The sequence below is a fragment of the Paenibacillus sp. V4I5 genome (assembly GCF_030817255.1).
Lineage (GTDB): Bacteria > Bacillota > Bacilli > Paenibacillales > NBRC-103111 > Paenibacillus_E.
This window is the reverse complement of record NZ_JAUSZB010000002.1, coordinates 4,464,848-4,486,256: the sequence shown is the minus strand read 5'-3', so window position 1 is coordinate 4,486,256 and position 21,409 is coordinate 4,464,848. Positions and strand designations below refer to the sequence as shown.

Annotated in this window: 20 protein-coding genes; 14 read left to right on the top strand and 6 right to left on the bottom strand. The window is 45.8% G+C overall.

Translation table 11 applies throughout. The annotated features are described in order from the left end of the window. The first annotated feature begins 4 nt into the window (after nucleotides 1-4). The 7 genes from QFZ78_RS22425 (at nucleotide 5) to QFZ78_RS22395 (ending at nucleotide 5,925) form a co-directional block, all read left to right on the top strand. Nucleotides 5-886 (top strand): carbohydrate ABC transporter permease, encoded by an 882-nt coding sequence (locus QFZ78_RS22425; RefSeq protein ID WP_307550832.1) that lies wholly within the window; start codon nucleotides 5-7, stop codon nucleotides 884-886. 84 nt (nucleotides 887-970) lie between these two features. Further along, nucleotides 971-2,818, top strand: a complete 1,848-nt coding sequence (locus QFZ78_RS22420; RefSeq protein ID WP_373461058.1) for a sensor histidine kinase — start codon at nucleotides 971-973, stop codon at nucleotides 2,816-2,818. Between the two features lie 3 nt (nucleotides 2,819-2,821). Beyond that, a complete protein-coding gene (locus QFZ78_RS22415) occupies nucleotides 2,822-4,018 on the top strand; it encodes a response regulator (RefSeq protein ID WP_307550830.1) in 1,197 nt (398 codons plus the stop codon). A gap of 158 nt (nucleotides 4,019-4,176) precedes the next feature. Continuing rightward, nucleotides 4,177-4,725 carry a C40 family peptidase gene (locus QFZ78_RS22410; RefSeq protein ID WP_307550828.1) on the top strand — a complete coding sequence of 183 codons (549 nt, stop codon included), beginning with the start codon at nucleotides 4,177-4,179 and terminating at the stop codon, nucleotides 4,723-4,725. A gap of 196 nt (nucleotides 4,726-4,921) precedes the next feature. Next, nucleotides 4,922-5,323 (top strand): pyrophosphohydrolase domain-containing protein, encoded by a 402-nt coding sequence (locus QFZ78_RS22405; RefSeq protein ID WP_307550827.1) that lies wholly within the window; start codon nucleotides 4,922-4,924, stop codon nucleotides 5,321-5,323. 13 nt (nucleotides 5,324-5,336) lie between these two features. After that, complete coding sequence (locus QFZ78_RS22400) at nucleotides 5,337-5,549, top strand: helix-turn-helix domain-containing protein (protein ID WP_029196808.1); 213 nt, start codon at nucleotides 5,337-5,339, stop codon at nucleotides 5,547-5,549. Nucleotides 5,550-5,724: 175 nt separating this feature from the next. Further along, nucleotides 5,725-5,925 carry a cold-shock protein gene (locus QFZ78_RS22395; protein WP_028555213.1) on the top strand — a complete coding sequence of 67 codons (201 nt, stop codon included), beginning with the start codon at nucleotides 5,725-5,727 and terminating at the stop codon, nucleotides 5,923-5,925. A 135-nt stretch (nucleotides 5,926-6,060) separates the two neighbouring features. Here QFZ78_RS22395 and QFZ78_RS22390 read toward each other — a convergent pair whose 3' ends face one another. From QFZ78_RS22390 to QFZ78_RS22365, 6 genes are all read right to left on the bottom strand, one after another. Next, the gene (locus tag QFZ78_RS22390) at nucleotides 6,061-7,380 is read right to left on the bottom strand and encodes an ABC transporter substrate-binding protein (protein ID WP_307550825.1); all 1,320 of its coding nucleotides are present in this window, start codon (nucleotides 7,378-7,380) and stop codon (nucleotides 6,061-6,063) included. 133 nt (nucleotides 7,381-7,513) lie between these two features. Then, on the bottom strand, nucleotides 7,514-8,089 hold the full coding sequence (locus QFZ78_RS22385; protein ID WP_307550823.1) for a helix-turn-helix transcriptional regulator: 576 nt from the start codon (nucleotides 8,087-8,089) through the stop codon (nucleotides 7,514-7,516). 61 nt (nucleotides 8,090-8,150) lie between these two features. Beyond that, nucleotides 8,151-9,131: a response regulator gene (locus QFZ78_RS22380; protein WP_307550821.1), complete on the bottom strand. Its 981-nt coding sequence runs from the start codon at nucleotides 9,129-9,131 to the stop codon at nucleotides 8,151-8,153. Further along, a complete protein-coding gene (locus QFZ78_RS22375; protein ID WP_307550819.1) occupies nucleotides 9,109-10,869 on the bottom strand; it encodes a sensor histidine kinase in 1,761 nt (586 codons plus the stop codon). Before QFZ78_RS22375 ends, QFZ78_RS22380 begins: the two co-directional genes overlap by 23 nt. Before the next feature lie 78 nt (nucleotides 10,870-10,947). After that, nucleotides 10,948-11,799 carry a carbohydrate ABC transporter permease gene (locus tag QFZ78_RS22370; protein WP_307550817.1) on the bottom strand — a complete coding sequence of 284 codons (852 nt, stop codon included), beginning with the start codon at nucleotides 11,797-11,799 and terminating at the stop codon, nucleotides 10,948-10,950. After that, the gene (locus tag QFZ78_RS22365; protein WP_307550816.1) at nucleotides 11,796-12,758 is read right to left on the bottom strand and encodes a carbohydrate ABC transporter permease; all 963 of its coding nucleotides are present in this window, start codon (nucleotides 12,756-12,758) and stop codon (nucleotides 11,796-11,798) included. The genes QFZ78_RS22370 and QFZ78_RS22365 overlap by 4 nt, the downstream gene beginning before the upstream one ends. Before the next feature lie 239 nt (nucleotides 12,759-12,997). Here QFZ78_RS22365 and QFZ78_RS22360 point away from each other — a divergent pair, with 239 nt between their 5' ends. From QFZ78_RS22360 to QFZ78_RS22330, 7 genes are all read left to right on the top strand, one after another. Further along, a complete protein-coding gene (locus tag QFZ78_RS22360) occupies nucleotides 12,998-13,966 on the top strand; it encodes a lysylphosphatidylglycerol synthase transmembrane domain-containing protein (RefSeq protein ID WP_307550815.1) in 969 nt (322 codons plus the stop codon). A 1-nt stretch (nucleotide 13,967) separates the two neighbouring features. Next, entirely contained in the window at nucleotides 13,968-15,428 is a 1,461-nt protein-coding gene (locus QFZ78_RS22355; RefSeq protein WP_307550814.1) for an alkaline phosphatase family protein, read from the top strand. Continuing rightward, the gene (locus QFZ78_RS22350) at nucleotides 15,421-16,167 is read left to right on the top strand and encodes a glycosyltransferase family 2 protein (RefSeq protein ID WP_307550812.1); all 747 of its coding nucleotides are present in this window, start codon (nucleotides 15,421-15,423) and stop codon (nucleotides 16,165-16,167) included. The genes QFZ78_RS22355 and QFZ78_RS22350 overlap by 8 nt, the downstream gene beginning before the upstream one ends. After that, complete coding sequence (locus QFZ78_RS22345) at nucleotides 16,164-17,690, top strand: hypothetical protein (RefSeq protein WP_307550811.1); 1,527 nt, start codon at nucleotides 16,164-16,166, stop codon at nucleotides 17,688-17,690. The genes QFZ78_RS22350 and QFZ78_RS22345 overlap by 4 nt, the downstream gene beginning before the upstream one ends. Nucleotides 17,691-17,817: 127 nt before the next feature. Beyond that, nucleotides 17,818-18,834: a hypothetical protein gene (locus QFZ78_RS22340; RefSeq protein WP_307550810.1), complete on the top strand. Its 1,017-nt coding sequence runs from the start codon at nucleotides 17,818-17,820 to the stop codon at nucleotides 18,832-18,834. 43 nt (nucleotides 18,835-18,877) lie between these two features. Next, nucleotides 18,878-20,359, top strand: coding sequence for a copper amine oxidase N-terminal domain-containing protein (locus QFZ78_RS22335; RefSeq protein ID WP_307550809.1), 1,482 nt, complete (start codon nucleotides 18,878-18,880; stop codon nucleotides 20,357-20,359). Nucleotides 20,360-20,454: 95 nt separating this feature from the next. Continuing rightward, the gene (locus tag QFZ78_RS22330) at nucleotides 20,455-21,378 is read left to right on the top strand and encodes an FTR1 family iron permease (RefSeq protein WP_307550807.1); all 924 of its coding nucleotides are present in this window, start codon (nucleotides 20,455-20,457) and stop codon (nucleotides 21,376-21,378) included. Nucleotides 21,379-21,409: the final 31 nt, after the last annotated feature.

Here is a 21,409-nt window from a genome sequence, read left to right as displayed (position 1 = left end):
TACCATGCAGACCGCACGGGAAATAGCTTCGGCTAAGCCTGCAACCATTCGGAGACGCAAACGCCTCTCTATCGTCAAAATCATCGTGATCGCCTTTCTTTCCCTACTCGTGGTTACGCAAGTATATCCGCTGCTTTGGCTGGCCATTTATTCATTAAAAAGCAATGAAGAAATCCTGTCGGGCCAATTTTTTGCTCTCCCTCATACGCTTCAATGGAAGAATTTCACGGATGCGATCAAGGCGGGGCACTATTTTCAATATTTGAAAAACAGCCTATTCGTCACTTCGGTTACGATGGTGAGCGTCCTGCTGCTCAGTTCGCTGGCTTCGTTCGCGATCTCCCGTTTCCGCTGGAAATATGGTCAGCTCGTGATGGTCATTTTCCTCATCGGGATGATGGTGCCGCTGCAGGCAACGTTATTGCCGCTCATGATTATTTTCAAAAATCTGCACGCACTGAACACGCATATATCGATCATTCTTCCATATATAGCGTTCCAGACGCCGATTGCGGTCTTTATCCTCAGTGGATTTATGAAATCCATTCCGAGTGAGATTGAGGAATCCGCGGTTATGGATGGCGCGGGGGTTTTCCGGATTTTCCGCAGTATCATCTTACCGATTTCGGTTCCTCCAATGATGACAGTCTGTATTTTAACTTTCATTAGTATTTGGAACGAGTACATTCTCGCGGCGACTTTCATCTCGTCCGAGCGGCTGAAGACGCTGCCTTTCGGGGTGAACAGCTTCGTCAGTCAATATTCGGTCAATTACGGAGCGATCGGTGCCTTCTTAGTTCTGGGCGCGCTGCCGGTTATTCTCATCTATTTCTTGTTAGCTGATAAAATTACAAAAGGTATGGTAGCGGGAGCGGTGAAGGGTTAATTTCACCCCTCTCTTTTTGCTGTTTCTTAGGATGCCTATGATAAAATAGGAAATAGCGTATAGCGAAAGGGGACCGACAACCAAGTGACACGAGGCCTGCACTCCATTCATAACCGGCTATTTCTTCTCTTTATCTCCTGTATGTTAGTCCTCGTTCTCTTGGGAAGCGTGCTCTATTATAAGAAAACGACGGATATCATCCATAGTAAAATTAGTGATTTGGCGGAGAAAAATATTTCTCAAACGGTAGGTTTATTTGATTTGCTGCTGCAAGGCTATGACAGTATTACGAAATCACTGAACAGCAATTTTGAGCTGCTCAGATTAATCCAAGATCGCGATACTAATAAGGATGAAGCTATTAGCATTATTAATGAGCGCACGATTACCAATATCTTAGGGGCTATCTATTACTCACGCGATGATATTGTCGGAATTCATGTGATTACGAATGCCGGCAAAAACTATAACTACGAACGAGGATTCCATAGTGTTATGGACACGAACTATCCATCCTCGGTGTGGTACCGGAAGCTGCAGGATTCATCCGGAGAGATGGTTTGGCTTGGGCTATTCCAAGGCTCTGTCATCAATCAGTTTCAGAAGGATCCGTTATTCATATTTGGGCGCAAGCTGTATGATTTAACAGACCACCGAGTGATAGGCGTTATGCTCATTGAAACGAATCCGCGTCCGATTCTAGATGCACTTTCGAATGTGACCATCAGTCCGAACAGCCTCGTGTATATTGTTGATCGCGAGAATCGGATGATCGCTTCTACCGCAGAAGAGCAGGTTATTCCGCCTTCTTTCAGCGGGCTTCCGCGTCCTCAATCCAATGAGATCATCGTTGATGATCGGACGGATCAGCTGATCGTCGCCGCGAAGGCGAAGATGTCGGATTGGACGGTCATCGGCTTCACCCCCAAAGGGGATATTAACGCTGAGGTCGTGAAAACAAGAGAGTATTTGTATGTGGTTATTGTTGTACTCGTTATTTTGTCGACCGCTTTGGCAAGTCTTATTTCCCGCAACATCGCATCACCGCTCAAGCTTCTCATCCGCGAGATGAAGCAAGTAGAGATGGGAAATTTCAAAGGTTCGGTGACGGTGAAGTCGTTTGAGGAAATTAATTCGTTGGTCTCATCGTTTAACCGAATGGTGAATCGGATGGAGGAGCTTATCGAGCGCATTACACTCTCTTCCATGAGTGAGAAGAATGCGGAGCTGCAGGCACTTCAATCGCAGGTTAATCCTCATTTCCTCTACAACACCTTGGATATGATTTATTGGATGCTGGATGAGAGGGAGAACGATCGGTTGGGCAAGGTGATCTTGGCCCTGTCCCATATGTTTCGATACAGCAGCGACTGGCAGGAAGCGTCTAAGACGACGCTGCGGCAGGAGCTGGATCAAATGCAGCATTACATCACGATTATTGAGAGCCGTTTAGAGGGTAGGGTTAGCACAGACATACAAATTGATCCCGATTATCTGGAAGTCATCCTCCCGAAAATGACCTTGCAGCCGATCATCGAGAACGCCGTTAAATATGGGCTGGAGCCTTCCCGTGAGCCGGGTAATCTCCATGTATTTACGGAAGTCCATGAGCAAGAGCTTCATATCATTATTAAGGATAACGGGGTCGGTATGCCTGAGAGCACCTTAGAGGAAATGCAGGAGCTGCTGCGCGCGGATACAACGGAGGTAAGCGGCGTGGTTGCTTCGATAAAAATGGAGCAGTCTACAGCGCCAAGCTACTTCCAAGCGTCAAGTCCTTCTGTGAAAACAAGGCGGGGCATTGGACTTACCAATGTTCACCGCCGCATAGCATTAATGTTCGGAGATGCCTACGGGCTCCGTATTCATAGTAAACAAGGGGAAGGAACAACGGTCATCATCGCGATGCCGCTTCCTCGGAAAGGAATGTAAAACATGGACATTCTCATCGTAGATGATGAAACAGTCATACGAGAGGGCATTCAGCGTACGCTGCAGAACCGTTTCCCCGAGCATAAGGTTCATCTGGCTGCGAATGCGGAGCAAGCCGTCACGCTGCTGCGCAGCCATCAGATTCATATCGTTCTCACGGACATTCTGATGCCGGGCATGACCGGTCTAGAACTCATGAATATGTCTCGGAGCCGGCATCCCCATGTGAAATGGGTTGTCATTTCGGCCTATTCTGAGTTTGCTTACGCTCAGGAGGCAGTGCGGCTAGGGGCGAAGGACTATTTGCTTAAGCCGATCGGCAAAGAGGTTTTGATTGAAATGATCAGCAAGCTTAGTGAAGAAGTTACGCGTGATACGGAGCTGATCGAAGAGGCTGAACTGCTGAAGACCAACCGCAAATACTTGCAGGAAGCCGTCTTCCAGCGCTGGGCACAAGGCTTGGACACGGGGCGCATCGATATGGGACCCTTCATGGAGCAGCACCCTTATTTTCATCTTATTATGGTTAAAATGGAGACGGATAAGCCTGTCTTCCTCGAAAATTTCATTATCGAGAACGTCCTGCTTGAGCTTATCGAGCGCTACGGCAAGGGCTTCGTGACGGTGCACGACAGCAAGAGCCTGCTAGGACTTGTTACGCTGCCGGAAGGTGGCAGCATGACCCTGTTGGTGGATGAGCTGCGCAGCCATCTCGTGAAGTACCTGAAGGTGCCCTTCCAGATGATGAGCTCCGAGCTGATCGACTGCTTCCAGGCGGTGCCGGCAGAAGTACAGCGCATGAGGCAAGCGTCTACGACGCAGGTCTACGAGCACCATGCCAGCGGCAGCGATCGCTCTATAGAAGTTGCCCTGCAATATATCCGCACGCACTACCATGCCGATCTATCGCTAGAGAAGGTCGCTTCGATCGTTTACTTAAACTCTGTCTACTTTAGTCAGCTTTTTAAGCAGAAGACGGGTCAAGGCTTCAAGGAGTACGTTATTCACCTGCGTTTGGAGCAAGCGGAGCAGCTGCTGATGAATCCCAAACTCAAGCTTGCTGACGTGGCCGAACGTATCGGGTACCATGATATGCGCCACTTCTCGCAAGTTTTCCGCAAAAAGTACGGCGTAACCCCTTCGGAGTATCGTCAGGAGAATTCGGGAGATAAACCAGACAAATATGTGTCAAGGGAATGATTTTCATCAAATTCTCATCAAATTCTCAGAAATGGTAATAAAGCTAGGCGGTTAGCGACTTTCTCTTTTTTGTGGTAAATATTAGGCGGGTAATCTTGTGCTATGGTTGTAGCACAGGTCATACCTAATATTCACGATCAAGAAGGAGGAAATCAATCATGATTTTCATAGATAAGAACCGCCTTAGTAAATCGTTAGTAGGGATAAGCCTTAGTCTTTCCTTGTTGACCGCGGGAGGCGTACTGTGGAGCCCGCAAGCTGCCCATGCTGCTGTTGAAGCAGGCAGCACTATAGATGCGCTTGACGTTACAAGCACAGCGATAAGTGCGTCGCGAGCAGATAGCATTGTCCGTACAGCCAAGTCCTATGTAGGCAGAGTGAAATATCGTTTCGGTGTCCGAGACATTCAACGTTTAAGGTTAGATTGTTCCTCGTTCACACAACTCGTTTTCAAAAAGAATGGCATCACGATTCCTTGGGGATCCGATGATCAAGCAAAGCTAGGAACGCCTATTAAAAAGAAAGCAAACTTGCGTAAGGGTGATTTAGTCATGTTCAGCACGACGAAACCCGGCCGCATTAATCATGTCGGTATTTATGTTGGCAATGGTAAATTCATTAGTAACACGCCAAGCTCTGGTGTAGTTATTCTTGATTTAAACCAAAGCTACTGGAAAGATAGATTCATTACAGGCCGTCGTTTATAAAAATGGACAAGCCTGCTAAAGCGCGAAAACCGCGCTTAAGCCTCAATCTACCTCCTCAAGCCCTCACTCGATCTCCTTTCATGGTGAAGTACTTACCACCATCGAAGGAGAATCGAGTTAGGGCTTTTTGTTGACCGAGGGTACTTTTAAATGGTATATAAAAGAAAACCGTTTGCAAGGGAGCAGAAGAAACGAAATGACCTTAAAAAAAGCATTTGATGATGTTAAAAAGTTTCATGAGACGTTTGAGCATCCCGTAGGCACATCTCCAAAGCGCCTTTCCGAAAGCCGCAAAGCGGCTCGTCTAGCTTGGATGGAAGAGGAACTCCAGGAGTTTAAAGAAGCAGCCACACTGGAAGACGAAGTGGATGCGATGATCGATGAGTTATATTTTGTCCTTGGTACATTGGTTGAAATGGGTGTAGAGCCTGGACCGATTTTTGATATTGTTCAGCATGCAAATATGTCCAAGGTATGGCCCGATGGACAAGTTCATAAAAATGAGACCGGCAAGACCATCAAGCCCCCCCATTGGCAGGACCCATTCGACAAAATTAAAGCCGAAATTCGCAGGCAGCAAGGCAACCAAAATGGCTGAGGAGGGCGCAACAGTGGCGTTTCATACGAAATTAAAAGAGCTCAGACAGCAGCAAAATCTAACTCTCCGTAAGCTTGGTGAGAAGGCTGGAATCAGCTATTCCATCCTTAATTCTATCGAAAATGGTCGAATCGAGCCGTCGAAAGATGTCGCATTAGCACTTGCTATTGCCTTGAAAATAGAGGACAGGGAAGAGTTCTTATCTTTAGCAAGAAATCCCTTCTAGGGACAATTGCATTACATGATATTGTGTGGTAAAGTAATGTTAAGTCTTAAAGATTCACCCTGAATTGCGTATTGCAAAGGGTTATCATTAAGTTAATGAAACCTTTTCCAATGTGTAATTTTTTTGTTCGAAACAAGAAAAAAGACATGTTAATAAAACTTTGGAGGTATTACCCATGGCAGTAGGAACAGTAAAATGGTTTAACGCAGAAAAAGGATTTGGCTTTATCGAAGTTGAAGGCGGCAACGATGTATTCGTACATTTCTCCGCAATCACTGGCGAAGGTTTCAAATCTTTGGACGAAGGCCAACGCGTTGAGTTCAACGTAGTTCAAGGCAACCGCGGACCACAAGCTGAGAACGTTGTAAAACTGTAAGCTTAGCTTGCACAAATAGCATTCTCGAAGAACGGCCTCTTAACATCACGTTGAGGGTCGTTCTTTTTTGCGTACTGCTCCAAAGGCAGCCATATAAAAATAAAGAGCCTCTAAGAGGCTCCTTACTCATGTAAATTATTGATAATCTTTTGCTTTTTTCACAAGCTCCTCATAAGCAGCTTCTGGTGTTATTTTGCCGAACATCACTTTTTCACCGATACTCTTATAATCTTTAGCTGTATAATTACTCCAGCCTTTAGCCCCAGCATTGAAAGGCTGAGCGTCAGGAGCAACAGTTTTAATGAGTTCAATTTGTAATTTATCTGCGGCAGTTAACTTAGGTGTTAAGTAATCGAGCATTTTTTTGGAAACCGGCACGCCACGTGTTGTCGTTAGAATGTCTGCGGCTTCGCTATCATTCACGAACCAATCGATGAATTTCTTGGATTCTTCGGCATACTTGGAATCAGCACTTATGGACCAGAACATGGAAGGCTTCAGAAATCCGCTGGATTGTGGCCCTTTAGGCTGAGCAATGAGTGAGTAAGCACCAGGCTTAACACCCTCATAACCAGGGAATAGAGCGGCGAAAGTGCGTTTCATCAATACACTGTCATTGTTCATTAAATCCAGCTTCGCGTCCGATTCTTTATCTGTGCTGGCGATTTCAGCGGGTGGAATGACCCCGGCTGTTCGCAACTCCGTGTATTTTTTAACATAGGTTAGCCACGTTTCTTTATCGAAATTGAATTTACCGTCTACCGTTATCGGGTAGCCTTTGCCTTGGCTAATTTGATAAGAAGAATACATGGTATAATCGGATGTCCCATCCATCAACACATATTTGTCTTTATCAAGCTTGGCTTTAGCATCTTTACCGAATTGGAAGTATTCATCCCATGTCCAACCGTTTTTGGGAGGCGTGACCCCTAGTTTCTCAACGGCATTCTTATTGTAGATCATGCCCGTTGCATTATTGCCTAGAGCGATGGCATAAAGCTTATCCTTAAACTTCCCTGAATCCACGAGCGATTTATCGATATCTTCGGTACGAATGCCTTTGGATAAGTCAGCCAGCTGGTTTCTTCCTGCATACTCGGCGAGCCATGCCGGATCCATTTGGATAATGTCCGGAGCATTTTTGGCTGCAGCTTGAGTAGCCAGTTTATCCGCGTATCCATCAAACCCAGAAAATTCTGGCTCAAAGGTCACATTCGGATGTTTCTTTGTATACGCATCTAGTGCTTTTAATGTAGCGTCGTGCCTTGCCTGTGAACCCCACCATACAATGCGGAGCTTAACGGGCTGGGAGGTTGTAGCCGCGGGTGCTGCTGTTGCAGCTGCAGGGCTGCTTCCCGCAGTACTTGGTGTGTTTCCGGAACCACATGCACTTAGGGACAGCGCTATCATGGCAGTCATCGAGAGCATGCTCCATTTTCTCATCTGCACGTTCATTGAAAATCCCCTTTCACTACCTCATTATCTTTACAAGTTAATTATAGGACAACTAAAAAGAAGAAAAAGGAGAGTAATGAACACACTTCTTTCACTATTGATCACAATATTATACAAATAGGTACATTCCCGGTTATAACCCACTCTTACTTACTTCACTTGGGCTGATGCCATTATATTTTTTGAAAATAGAGCTAAAATAAGGGACGTTTTTATAGCCAACTTTTTCGGATATCTCATAAATCAAATATTTGCCTTCGGCCAGGAGGGCTTGTGCCTTCTTCATCCGCACTTGTATAACGTAGTTCGTGAAGGTTTCACCGGTCGCTTTCTTGAATATTTGATTCAAATAATTGCGAGACAAGTAAAGCTGCTTCGACATATCTTCCAAGCTGATCTCTTCGGCATAGTGATCGTGTGCATACTGAATCATGAAATCAACCGCTTCTTTATGTTTGGAATTCTCGTTCCAATGGCGGCTAGTTGCTATGATATGAATTTTGCCCCCCAGCCATTGCTGTAATTGCTCCGGCGTTTGGATTTGAATAATTTCCGACTGCAGCTTTATTTCTGGAAACAGTTCATCAAGCACAATCCCTACGCTGTATAAGGAGTAAGCAAATATAGTCCACAGCTCTGTACATAAATACTGCAAGTATGCCGGGGTTATGGTTGACATGGATTGCAGACGGTTGATATAAGCTTCCACAATCTGTGCAGCGGTTTCTTCTTTGGAATAGACAATCGCTTCCGCAAGCTCTTGATAAAACTTAATAGGACGAATAGCAAGTTCCTTCTCTGATGGAACCGTAGAGGGATGTTCTTGTGCAAGCGGCGGGATGATGGTCCATTTGTAATAAATCTAGAAAGGCTTCCTCGGTGGAATCCGATATTTCCTGCCAGGATTGCTTCATCTGGCCTAACCCTAGACGGATCGTTAGCCGCAGGTAAGTAAGGACACAGTCCGTGATACGCTCGCCAATCAATTGAATCCTACGCATAACGTCATCTATTACACTCGAACGCTCAATATGAAACATAATCGCGGCATGATGGCTGTGAAGCTCAATAAAGTCGGACTCAGGCCAATCTTCAGCCAAGACTTCACGAATAATATTGGCTAATGCAAAACGAAACAAATTCCAATCAATTAGCGATAGGTTAACCGTGCGAACAGTGCTCATCAGCTCTATACCCATCACGAGGTGGTTTCTTTGCAGCCAGTAGGATTGTTCATATAGCTGAATGCTTTCCGCGGCAATCGTTTCATTAAAGGTGCCGGTAATGACCGACTTCAACCATTCTTGCTGCACAAAGGGCTCATACATCATCAGCCTTCTTTTGACTTCTTCTTGCTCTATTTTTTTCAGCTCTTTCGTTTCCAGTTCTTTAATGACTTTGGCTAGCACAGCCCCCAGCTCTTCAATGGTTACGGGCTTGGACAAATAATCACTAACCTGCAGCCGCAAAGCCTGCCGGGCATACTGGAAGTCTGCGTAACCGCTAAGGATAATCAGTTCACCGGGAAAGTTCGTCTCTCGGAGCTTCTCGATCATTTCCAGGCCGTTCATCACGGGCATGTAAATATCCGTAATCACGATGTCCGGTTGGGTTTGTCTGACCATATCTAAACCTTCGGCGCCATCACTGGCTTCACCCACTAATTCTGCATCAATGGACTCCCAAGGAATAGCCTTCTTCATACCCTCCAACACTTGAAAGTCGTCATCAATAATGAGTATTTTCCACATGATACCTCTCCTCGACTTCTTCTTTATTTTGGATTTGCGGCAAAAGAAGGGTGACTTCGGTGCCCCTGCCTTCCGTACTTGTAATATGGACCCCATAAGGAGACCCGAAATAAGCCTCAATTCGTTCTTTCACATTTCGTAATCCGTAACCGCCTGTTTTCCTTGCCTTAGGTTGATCCCAATTGGGTCGCAGCCCTACACCATCATCCCAAACTTGAAATTGGATGTCTTGCCCTAGCAGCTGCACACTTACTCGGATTTCTCCTTTTTTTCGCCCGTGAAAACCGTGGATGATCGCATTTTCGATAAATGGCTGCAGGGTTAATCTCGGTATATAGAGATCTTTGGCTGTATCATCAACGGAAATGGTAAACGCCAAGCGATCGCCCCAACGAATTTGCTGAATTTGCAAATAACATTCGACATGAGTCATCTCATCTGCGATGGGAATCAATGTCTCACCATTGGATAGGCCAATGCGAAACATTTTACCCATTAAGGAGAGGATCTTGCTGATTTTAGTTTGACCGGAATCAATAGCTAGCCAGTTTAGTTGATCCAATGTGTTGTATAGAAAATGGGGATTGATCATGGCCTGCAGCGCCTTAATTTCGGCTTCGCGTTGGCGTTTGTGCTGAGCTTTCAAGGATGTTAAAAGTTCCTCAATTCGTTCCATTTGTTTACGATAGCCGTTAAATAAATTTCCAAACTCATTGGTGTAATCCGTAGGCAAGTCCGAAACAAGACCCCGATCGGGAAGCTTACTCATAAAAGCAACCAAAAGTCGAATGGGATTAGTGAATTGTCTGGATATAAAGAAAGTGAAAAAGGAAGCGATAAAAATGGCGGATAAACCAACGGTTAAGAGAATTAGCGCTAATCGGATACTGCCATGAATAATACTCTTCCACGGTGTCACCTCAACTAATGTCCAGTTCGAGGGGGATTTACTCCAAACAAGTAAGGATTCATTTTGTTGTTTCGCTTTTAAATGAACACTTCCGGACTTCTCTTGAATCAACCTAATCTTCTCCAGCTCACTCTCTTGTAAGTTAGGATCGCCTATGGCAGCAATTGTTCTGCCGCCAGCGTCAACTAGCAGTCTGCTTCTTCCCTCCGTTTCACCTCGAATTAAATTCTGGATCTCGGATGATTTCACGTTGAGTAATAGCAAACCGTAATAGATGCCCGAGTTATTGTACAGCTTTCTTGCAAAGCTAGTAACCGTTAACGAGCCCGTATTGGTTTGAATCGTACGTTCTTTAATCCATGCAAAATCATTATTCTGGATGTCTGAAAACCAGTCTTCATCCTTTACCTTACGCCAATCATAAACGCGAATTGGACCTTGGGCATCTATCACAAACGGACGATCGATATATAAATAAATGGATTGTACCATCGTCGTGCTATAGGTAATACTGGCCAGTAGATTTACTAAATCTTCCTTACGTTTTTTTAGCTCAAACAAGTCACTTTCCAGAGGATCATACCCGATAATATCGATATTTCTGGAGGCGGCGAGAGACATTTGCTCAATAGAGTTCAGCTGAGTCACTAGGCGCTTATTCAATTCATTTAACAAATCCTGCTGATAGTTGGCGGTATTGCTAGCTAACTCACGTGAAGTTAAGCTGTAGCTGATCCAGGAGGAAATGAGCAGCAGCACGGCAATGAATGCGGCGAAGCTTCCAAAGAACAGGCGACCGATGCGAACGCGCTTGAATAAGTTAAACACAGCAGCTCCCCCTCAATTACTTCCATAAAAGTGGAAAAAAGGCTGCAGGTAGCGCAACCTTTTTTTTATCCTATTATTTTATCCTTTCACTGCACCTGAAGCAATGCCATCGACAAAATGGCGCTGCGCCATAAAAAAGAGAATCAGTGACGGAATAATAGAAACGAGTGACATGGCAAGTAATTGTCCCCACGGAAGTGCAGATTGGCTGTCGACGAACAGCTTCAAGGCAAGACCGACGGTGTATTTGCTCACAGAATTGATATACAGCAAATGTCCGAAGAAATCGTCCCAATTCCAAAGGAAACAATAAATGGCGACCGTTACGAGTGCGGGTTTCGTTAAGGGCAGCACAATTCGTAGGTAAATGCCGAACCAGCTGCAGCCGTCCATTTTGGCCGATTCATCCAGCTCCCGCGGAATCCCGCGAATAAATTGCACCAACAGGAAGATAAAGAAAGGTCCTCCGATACCGCCTGCTAAGGCATGTGGAACATAGAAAGGCAGATACGTATTGACCCAACCCCAAGAATTAAACATGATGTACTGGGGAACCAGTGTCACTTGACTTGGCAGCATCAGGGTGACCATCAGAATGGAAAACCAGAAATTTTTCAGAGGAAAGTCCAATCGTGCGAAACCAAAAGCCACCAAGCTGCAGGAAACGATAGAAGTGATTAGAACTCCGCCAATCAGTTCAAATGTATTCAGATAAAAATGAGTAAAGGTAAACTTAGGGATGGCCACCCACCCTTGACTGAAGTTGCTCCATAACCACTCCGCAGGGAAAAAACTAGGTGAGCTCATCTCCGCGTTTGATTTAAAGGCAGCTCCCACCCACCATAACATGGGATATATCATGACTAGACTAAATAATGCTAATAAGAAATGCGTTCGGAAAGTCCGGAAGCCAATCAGATGGTTTCTCATTTTCTTCTCCCTCCTTCGGTTTCATAGAATACCCAGTAACGGGATGAGGCGAAAATTAAAGCCGTTACGATCGCAATCACCACAAGGAGTATCCATGCCAGAGCGGAAGCATAACCCATCTCATATCTAGAAAAGGCGCGATCATATAGGTATAAAGCGTACATATACGTGGAGTTAATGGGTCCGCCTTTCGTAATGATGAAGGCTTGGGTAAACATTTGAAAGGAACCGATTGTCTGCAGCACCAGATTAAACAACAGAACAGGCGACAGCATAGGCAAGGTAATACTGACAAACTGTCTGATTATAGATGCCCCATCCACGGAAGAAGCCTCATATAACTCGGCAGGTATTTGTTTTAATCCGGCTAGGAAGATAACCATCGAAGAACCAAACTGCCAAGCAACCAGAATAATTAAGGTGCCTAATGCCGTATTGGGATTGCTAATCCAACTGATTCCTTCAATACCGAAATAACTTAAAAATCGATTGATAAAACCGCTAATACCGAAAATATTTTGCCAAAGAATAGCCACAGCAATGCTGCTCCCTATTAGTGAAGGCAAATAGATGAACGTTCGGTAAACAGAAATCCCTTTTATTTTCTTATTGAGCACCATAGCAACCATTAAGGCGCTAAAGAGTTTGAGGGGCACGGATAAAACGACGAAAAGAATCGTTATTTTCAATGATTGACGAAACATTTCATCGTCTGCAAAAATACGCTCATAGTTTCGCAGACCAATCCACTCTGGCGCATCTAACAACGTATATTTCGTGAAAGAGTAATACATCGATTGAATCATCGGCCATAAGGTTAACAGCAGAAATCCAAGTAACCACGGGGAAATAAATAGATACCCAGCTATGGGCGATTCCCAGCGTCCTTTCAGGGTAAAAGCTTTTGTCAGCTTGCGTGAAGAAAGCTTTTGGGGAGACATGCTAGTTTCAGGCTTCATCGGGATAAACCGCCTTTCATTTCAATAACACCTTTATGTTAAGTATAAAAGGTATTGCCCACCCGAAAAATGAGAGTAATGAACACAATTCATTCACAATCGAACAAATCTTTGCAGTTACAAAAGAGTAAGATTAGGTTGACGTAGCCCCCTAAACCACCTATACTGACCATGATTCTCATTCTCACATTTATATAGTTTGAGGTACCCTTAACTAAAAGAAGAAGGTCACAACAAATATGCCAACTAAGAAACAAATTGTTCGTTTCATGGCGCTCCTTTTAATCGTTTGTTCTATTTTTTTAACATGGCAATGGTTTGATTCAAAGGAATGGCTACGCGACGTAGGGCTGCTTTTTCATCAACCGCAATGGTTGGTCTTCATGTTTGTTATCTACCTGCTCTCCTTCCTCCTAAAGGCAGCAGCTTGGCGAATTTACGCAGGACCCGAGGTGCGATTCAGCATCTATTTTCATGCCATTAGCTATAGCTTGCTCGTCAATCATGTACTTCCGGTCAAAGCGGGAGATGGCGTTCGTGCAGGTTTATATATGAAGCATGGAGGAAAATCGTGGGAAGATGCGTTCCATTCCGTTGCGGTCATGCGATTGCTTGATATGCTCGTGCTTGCTGGCATTGGGGGAATCGGCATCGTACGGTTAGGACTCCCCTCTTCTTGGATATGGGTGACGGTGCTGGCTGGGGGAACGGTGATTCTAGCAACAGCGCATTACCTGCCTGTGATTCGCAAAATTCCGTTTATAGCGAAGCATTCGGCCTATTTTCATCTTAAAATGCTCTCTGGCAAAGGGGTCGTCATCATAGGCTTAATTGCTCTAAGCTGGATCCTAGAAGCTGGTGTTATCTTTGCTGTTGTTCACATGATCGGCTTGCAGCTTGGGACAATCTCGCTCGTTTGGGCGAATAGCATGACGATTGCCGGACAAATTTTTCATATTACCCCAGGTGGGATAGGTACTTATGAGAGTACTATGAGCGGGTCTCTTATCTTGTTGGGTGTGGATGGTAAGGATGCTTATAGAGCGGCGCTTGTGTCGCATACATTTAAATTTCTATTTGCCTATACATTAGGGGCGTATTCACTTGTGCGAATGCCCTTACGTTGGAGCGAGATGAAAACCTGGATTGGACGGCTTACGAGTCACAAAAAACCATCATTGAATGGCAACGTACGGAAGGATGATTAACATGAAAAAAGCTTCATCGTTTGAAATTGTAGCAGCTCGCTGCTGGAACTTGCTAAATGAGGGAAAACCGTTTACCCCGATTTTCGTTGTGGGCGTCTTTTTGCTCTATCATATCGGTGTATGGTCCGATCCTAGCTTTTGGTCTGCTGCTGGACTAGGGTTGCTGGTGACCCTCCCTCTTTTTGTACTATATTATTGCTTCGATTTTCCGCTTTTTTTACGAAATTATTTATGGATGCCGTTAATTGCTGCGCTGCTGATTTGGGAGCGGTCTGATTTCTCGCTTTACTTGCTAGCGCTTGGGTTGTTCTACTTCTTTACGGTGTATTTCTGGGGCACTTTTTACTATCATCTACGAATTGGGACGACTTGGTGGAATTTCACACGGTTCTGGAAGCTTGTTCTGAAAAATAGTGACTCAACTAGCGGCAATGCGCAGGAGCAGATGCCTAAGTTTTTGCTGCTGCTTTTCGTATGGAATCATTATTACCGTCAGTTCGAGGGGGGTATTTCCGCTGATGTGGGTACGGGACTTCTATTTGCGGGCGGATTGCTGATATACAGCTTCATTCTCCACCGGTATTTGTTTGACTGGAAACCAGCCGAAATCCCTACGTACACACGCGATTCAAGCGATGTACAAGCAGGCGGAGAAGCACTGAACAAGAAGGTTATTGTGATTGTCGTGGACGGGATGCGCAAAGAGCGCTTTGAAGAAGCTGACGCGCCATTTATGAAGAAACTGCGAGCAGAAGGCACAGAGTATGCTCAAATGGAAACCGTGTATCCTGCGCGTACTGTGGTATGTTTCTCTTCGATGTTCACGGGGACTTACCCGCGCGAGCACGGTATTCGCTCCAATATGGTTTGGAGGCTGGGTATTCGGGTTGAAAGTATTTTTGATTCGCTGCGTAAGGTTGGGAAAAAAGGGCGTCTGCTCGGTATAGCGCACTTAATCGACTCCATGGGAGACGATGTTGAGAGTGTGACCGCTGTGATGCACAACGATGTCGCAGATCGTAATATTATCGAACGGGCGAAGAAGATCATGGCCGAACAAAACCCGGATTTACTCGTTGCCCAATTGATTGGTGTTGACCAAACGGGTCACAGCCGAGGCGTTTTATATGACGATTACACGCAAAAAATTGCAGAAGCCGATAAATTAATTGAAGAATTTGTAGGCTGGCTTGAAGAGCGCGGCATGATGGAGAATACGACACTTATCATATGTGCCGATCATGGACAGGCTGATGGTATTGGCGGGCATGGCCATTTGGATGAAGGTGAGCGCTATGTGCCTTTCTTCCTGCATGGTCCAGCGATTGAGTCCGGCCATCGCATTGATGAAAAGCATTCCCTTGTATCTATGGCTCCAACTCTAGCTTATCTACTGGGCGCGCCATTCCCGAGCCATAGTCGCGGACCCGTCCTATCGGAGGCTATCAAGCATCATGACTAAGAAGAAAATCATCGTTTTTATGCCTGCGCATAACGAAGAAGAGAATATCAGCGGGGTTATTGCCCGCGTGCCGAGAGCTTTCCACCCCCAGTATGAGGTGGAGGTGCTCGTGATCGACGACGGGTCCAAGGACCGCACGGTCGCCGTCGCTCGGGAAGCGGGAGCCGACCACATCGTGTCGTTCCCGCATAATAAAGGGCTCGGCGCTGCCGTTCGTGAAGGGCTGAAGCAATGCTGCCTGCTCGGCGCTGACATTGGCATCATGATTGATGCGGATAATGAGTATCCGCCGGAGCAAATTCCCGGTGTCCTTGAACCCATCATCGCCGGGCGCGCGGACTACACCTTCGGCTCACGCTTCAAAGGGCAAATTCAAGGCATGAAGCTGCATCGCCGCTTAGGCAACTATACGTTCACACTGCTGCAGGCGATTCTGCTGCGCAGATGGATTTATGACGGCCAATCCGGGATGCGCGGGTTTTCCCGCGATGCGATGGAGAATGCCGTTATTGTCCACGACTACAATTACGCCCAGGTGCTCACGTTAAACTTGGTTCGTCAGGGCTACCGATTGGAGGAGATTCCTATCTCATACCAAGTCCGGACCAAAGGCCAATCTTTCATCAAATTCAGACAATATGTAACCTCCGTTCTTCCGGCGATCTATAAAGAAATGAGACGCCCTGTCGCCAAACGCAATGTGAATCCACAGACGAATCGAGATGATGCGGGCGTATGAGACGCAATGCAAGATGGTTGGCGCTGTTCGCAGCTGCGGTTATTGCTGGAGTGACGTGCCTGAGTATTATCTACGCCAGCCCCTTTGCGCGAACGTGGGACGAGGTCGATTTTACATTGGCTCTACATAGGTATGATCTTCTCGCCATGCAGCCTCATTTTCCAGGTTATCCGTATTTCATTCTAGGCGGATGGATTATTAACCAGTGGATGAATAATCCCGTTAAAGCTTTATCTGTCTTCAATACCCTAGCAGCCTTAAGCTCCGCGCTTCCGATGTTTTTACTGGCAAATCGTCTGACGAGCAGCGGCATAAAGAGTCTTTTACTGCCTGCGCTCGTATTAAGCAGCCCCTACATTTGGCTCATGTCCTCACGTCCCATGTCGGAGTGTGCGGGTATGGCCTTATTGTGGTGGTTTCTTTGGAGTATCCGCTTTGCGATGGATCGTCCCGGTTCAATGCTTCGCCATGTTCTAGCGCTGCTGATGTTCGGCTTCCTTATGGGTACACGCCTATCCTTCTTTCCTTACGGTCTAGCGCTAGTGCCGCTCTGTTACGGAATTTGGAAGTATGGTGCGAGAGGTTGGCGGAGATGGTTGAGACTGGGGTGCTCGGCCTTGGCTGCGCTGTTGTTTCAACTGCTTTGGATAGCTGGATTGGTGCTTTCCGAAGGAACCATAGCTGGCTTCTGGAAGCTTTCTATAGCTTTCGTTGAAGGACACTTTTCCGAATGGGGCGGCGGCGTCATTTCTACCCCGATGCCGCTGGGAGAACGAATCTATCAACTCATCGGACACAATTTACTGGGATCAGCACTGCTGGGCGGTTCCATTCTCATTGGCTTTTGGCTTGTTATTATGGTTGCTGCAGCAGTTATGGGTCGGAGATTCGCTCCTCCAGCTGTGCAGGGCAATGAGAATCGCCTTTATATCTTCTGGCTCGTTGGCTGTGCCGTTCTGTACACCCTATGGGCTCTTTTTGGTCAAAACATTGAGAAACCGCGTCATATCGTTCCTGTCGTTGCCCCGATATTGCTTCTTATGTTTGCTTTTATCATTCGTACCGCAGAGGGATTAAGGACACTCACGCGTGGGAAGCGTCTATTGAGAATAGCACCAACGATCCTATACGCCCTCCTCATTAGCCTCATATCCATTCAAGTCGTCTACGGGGCTCAGCTTCAGAAACGGCAGGTTGTGGAAGAGCCAGCCGTTTATCAGCTTCATGACTATGTAAGCAGCCTGCAAGAGCCTCTCCTGCTGTTTACATGGGAAGAAACGAGAGTTCTGCAGTACTTGCAGGCGGACTACGATCATGAGCGCATCTATACGTATGGGTACTTTCAAGCGTTGGCTGGGGCGAATCCCGAGCGGCGAGTGCTGCTAACCGATCATGTTGTTCGAGGCTTTGAGCAGCAAGGCAAATCGGTGAAGGAGCATTTGAAGCAGATCGGCGACTTTAAGTCAGACGCTTTGTTTGATCCGGCTTATGCTCACGTCATTTTATATGAGTGGGTGCGTTAAGTCGGTTTTTTTCTTTTTAGTAGAGCAAAATAATGGTTGACACATGAATACATAATGATTATCATTATCAATGAAAATGATTATCAACGACAACGAGATTCCAAACAATCATAGCAGGGGTGAAGATATGAAACGATGGCTACTAGCCGGCATGACTTTTGTTCTAGCGGCATTGATCATCTTGCCGTCCTCCGCGCTGGCCTATTCGTATGGTGACGCTAATACAGAAGATGTTGCTGAAACTTTTAAACTGGTGCAATCCAGTATTGGAGATGGGGCGAACGATTGGAACGCTGCGGAAGGCGCCTACAAGGAGAGAAGAGCAGAACTCGTATCGCACTTCGGCGAAGGAATAGGTGCCACACTAGATGCTAATTTCCAGGCCAAAGATAGTAAATTAGTCATTGCTAATTTCAAAGCCGTCCTCGTTATGAACTTGGATCGACGGTTCACCTACGCTGCTAAAGGCATTGATGATTATGCAGAGTCTAAACTCTTGCTAGCCAAAGCTAAGGCGACCTTTGACACACTGGCGCCTTATGTCGGGGCGGGTACGAGTGAAATGAATAAAGCTTTCGATGCTGCGCTTGAAGCGCTGGGGAATCCTGGGTTGTTCGGCGTAGGGAAGAAGGATGTACAACCAGATGTCTTCAAGGAAAAGGTCAATTTTATCTATGGTAAGGTGAAGCCTTTATTTCCTTACACGGCTTATGTCAAGCCTGCCACTCCAAGTGAGTCTACTCCCGTTCCCAAGCCGCAGGCAACAACTGCGCCGGTTAAGAACGAGGCAGGGGTCAAGCCAGATCAACCAGAGTCAACGGTTAAACCGACAGAGACGAAGGCACCCGATGCAGCTGCAGCAGTGGAGACGAAGTCCCCTGAGCCTAGTGCAACGGCTAGTGCTAGTCCAGCACCAACTACGGAAGCAGCCCAGCCTTCAGCGACCGTAGAAGCGCCAGCTAAAGCATCTGAAGCAACTAGTTCAGATGCAAAACAAGCGGATTCGGCGAAAGAAGCGTCCGCACATGCACCTATGGAGCGTTCCGATAAAACGAATCCCTTTATCAGTATCGCTGTTATCGGAGGGGTTATCGTTCTTCTGGGCGGGGGCGTATGGTTTGCTCGTAAAAGAAAGTGGATTTAATAGTAAATTACAAAATATGAGATGAATAGAGGAGAAACTTATTATGCGTAAATTTTTAGCTGTTGCTTTAAGTGTTTCATTAGCTTTATCCAGCGTGGTTACAGTTACTTCCGTTGCTTTTGCAGAAAGTAAATTCCAAATTACAGAAGATCAAACGATCGCAGCAAAACTTCAATCTTTTACGGATATTAAAGCACTTTTTACAGACAAAACGGTACTTGCTGATGTTCAGAAATTATATGTAGATAAATTCCAAACAGATGTTAAACGTCTTGATGTGAACATCAAAGCAGATGATCCTAAAATTGATGCGAACATCACACTTGTATTGGACAGCGCGATTAAAGGCGATTTGCAAGTTGGCCAAGCGAAACAAGCTATCGACAAAGGCTTGCAATGGTATTTCTTCTTCGCACTTCGTGATCTGATGAGCAACCAAGTACGTCCTGCTTTGACCAAAGGTGATGTTGCCGGAGCAAAAGCCGCCTTCGATAAAGTGGTTCAAATCTATGAAGGCGCGCTGCAACCAAACGTAGTGAAACGCGATGCCAAATATAGCTTGAATATGGAATCATTGTTGAAAACAACCATTGAACTTATCCAAAAAGATATTAATGAAAACAACTTGAATGATTTCAATGTTCACCGCCAGTTCCTTGACAAAACATTGATCAAAAATTATACACTTGCTGCTTTTACATACGCAGAAAGCATTGCCACTAAGGCTCCTGCTGACCAACCTGCAGCTATCACAGAAGCTTACTTCTTCTACATGCCGGTATACACGTACCTCAGAGGCGGCAGTATCGCTGACGCTAACTTCGTGAAAGATGCCTTCGCATCCGGCGATGCAAGCAAAATCAAAAAAGATGAAATCCAAAATGCGTTACACCGTACAATGATCGGTAAAGTATCCGAATATGTGAAGCAAGCATTCACGAAGCTTGAAGCTGGCGACCTGCAAGGTGCACGCGGATATGCGGCAGAAGGCAACATGTTCCTTGCTAGCCAAGAAGTTTTCTTAGGTAAAGAGAAGTATGCGGCTGCTCTTGAAGTAGCAACGAAATTCTCAAACGCTGTAGACGCATCTGATCTGGCTGCTGCACAAGAGTATGGCTTCCAAGTTCTAGAGTTCCTGGTGGGTAAAGATGGTTCCAGTTTGAAAATTGGCAGCAAGGATTATCAAGTGGATGGAGCTGCTTTCACAGCTGAAAATGCTCCTTTCATCAACGCAGAAAGCAGTCGCACATTGGTACCGGTTCGAGTAGTTGCACAAGCTGTTTATGCGCAAGTTGAATGGGTAGATGCATCTAAATCCGTTGTCATCACAAAAGATGGCAAGAAAACTGAAATCGCATTAGGATCCGATCAAGTTGTACAAAATGGTGTGGTTAACGACAAAGTGAAACTTGATCAACCGGTTGTTGTCGTAAACGGCAGTGCATTCATCCCGTTACGTGCGGTGGCTGAGTTGTTCGGCAAACGCGTATTTTACCAAAACGGTGAAATCATTATTCTTCGTTAATCATTTCGTTCATAGCGAAGACACTTGTGCCTGGCGGGCGCAAGTGTCTTTCAGCATGCATATGCAGGAGCAAGGAAGAGAACAGGGGGCAGATTATGGATTTACAGGCATTTCTCATTACGTTTCGTGAGGCGCTTGAGGCCATTCTCATTGTTGGTGTAATCATTACGTATTTAACTCGTATTGATGCCGTGCACTGGCATAAATGGGTGTGGGTTGGTGTGTTTTTGGCTTTGATCGTGAGTTATGGCTTGGCCCTGGCTTTCCAAGTTTTATTGACCGGATTTGCCAGTATGGGCAGCCAAAATTACTTGAAAATCGGTATCATGCTCGTCTCTACCGGGCTGCTGACGCATATGATCATGTTCATGGGCAAACAAAATAGTGAACTGCAAGGGAAGGTTCAGAGCAAGGTTGCACATATTCTAACCATTGGCGGCGCCATTAATATGGTCATCCACTCGTTTTTAGTCGTTGTGCGAGAAGGCGTGGAGACGGTTTTCTTCTTTGCCGCCATTACGGGAGGAAATATACAGAAAGCACTCGAAAGCTGGGGAGCACTGTTTGGACTCATTCTGGCTTTCGTCATTGGCCTGCTCTTTTTCAAAGGGACGAAGAAAATTCGGCTGGGTACGTTCTTTCGCATCACCAGTGTGTTTCTGATGATGATTTCTGCGGGTTTGTTCGTGCAAGCCATCGGAATCATGCAGGATCTAGGTATTATTGGAAGCTTATATCGAACGGCGGGACACCAAATCGGTGAAATTTATAATATAACGGGATTTATGCCGGAGCATCCAATTGATGGTGTACAGTATCTTCGTGACATGGGTAAAGAGCCGCTTATTAGCGGTCAAGTTGGCATTTTCTTCAAAGCTTTCCTAGGCTATACGCAGAACCCTTCACTGGAAGAATTCGTCGGATACTGGGGATACTACTTCTTGGTATTCATCTTGCTTGCGGTTCAGAAGAAGCGTCATGAACAGGAGCAGGTAGAAGAAGAGAAAGTGGCTGCGTGATAGCAGCATTAAGAATTTCGAATGGCTAAGC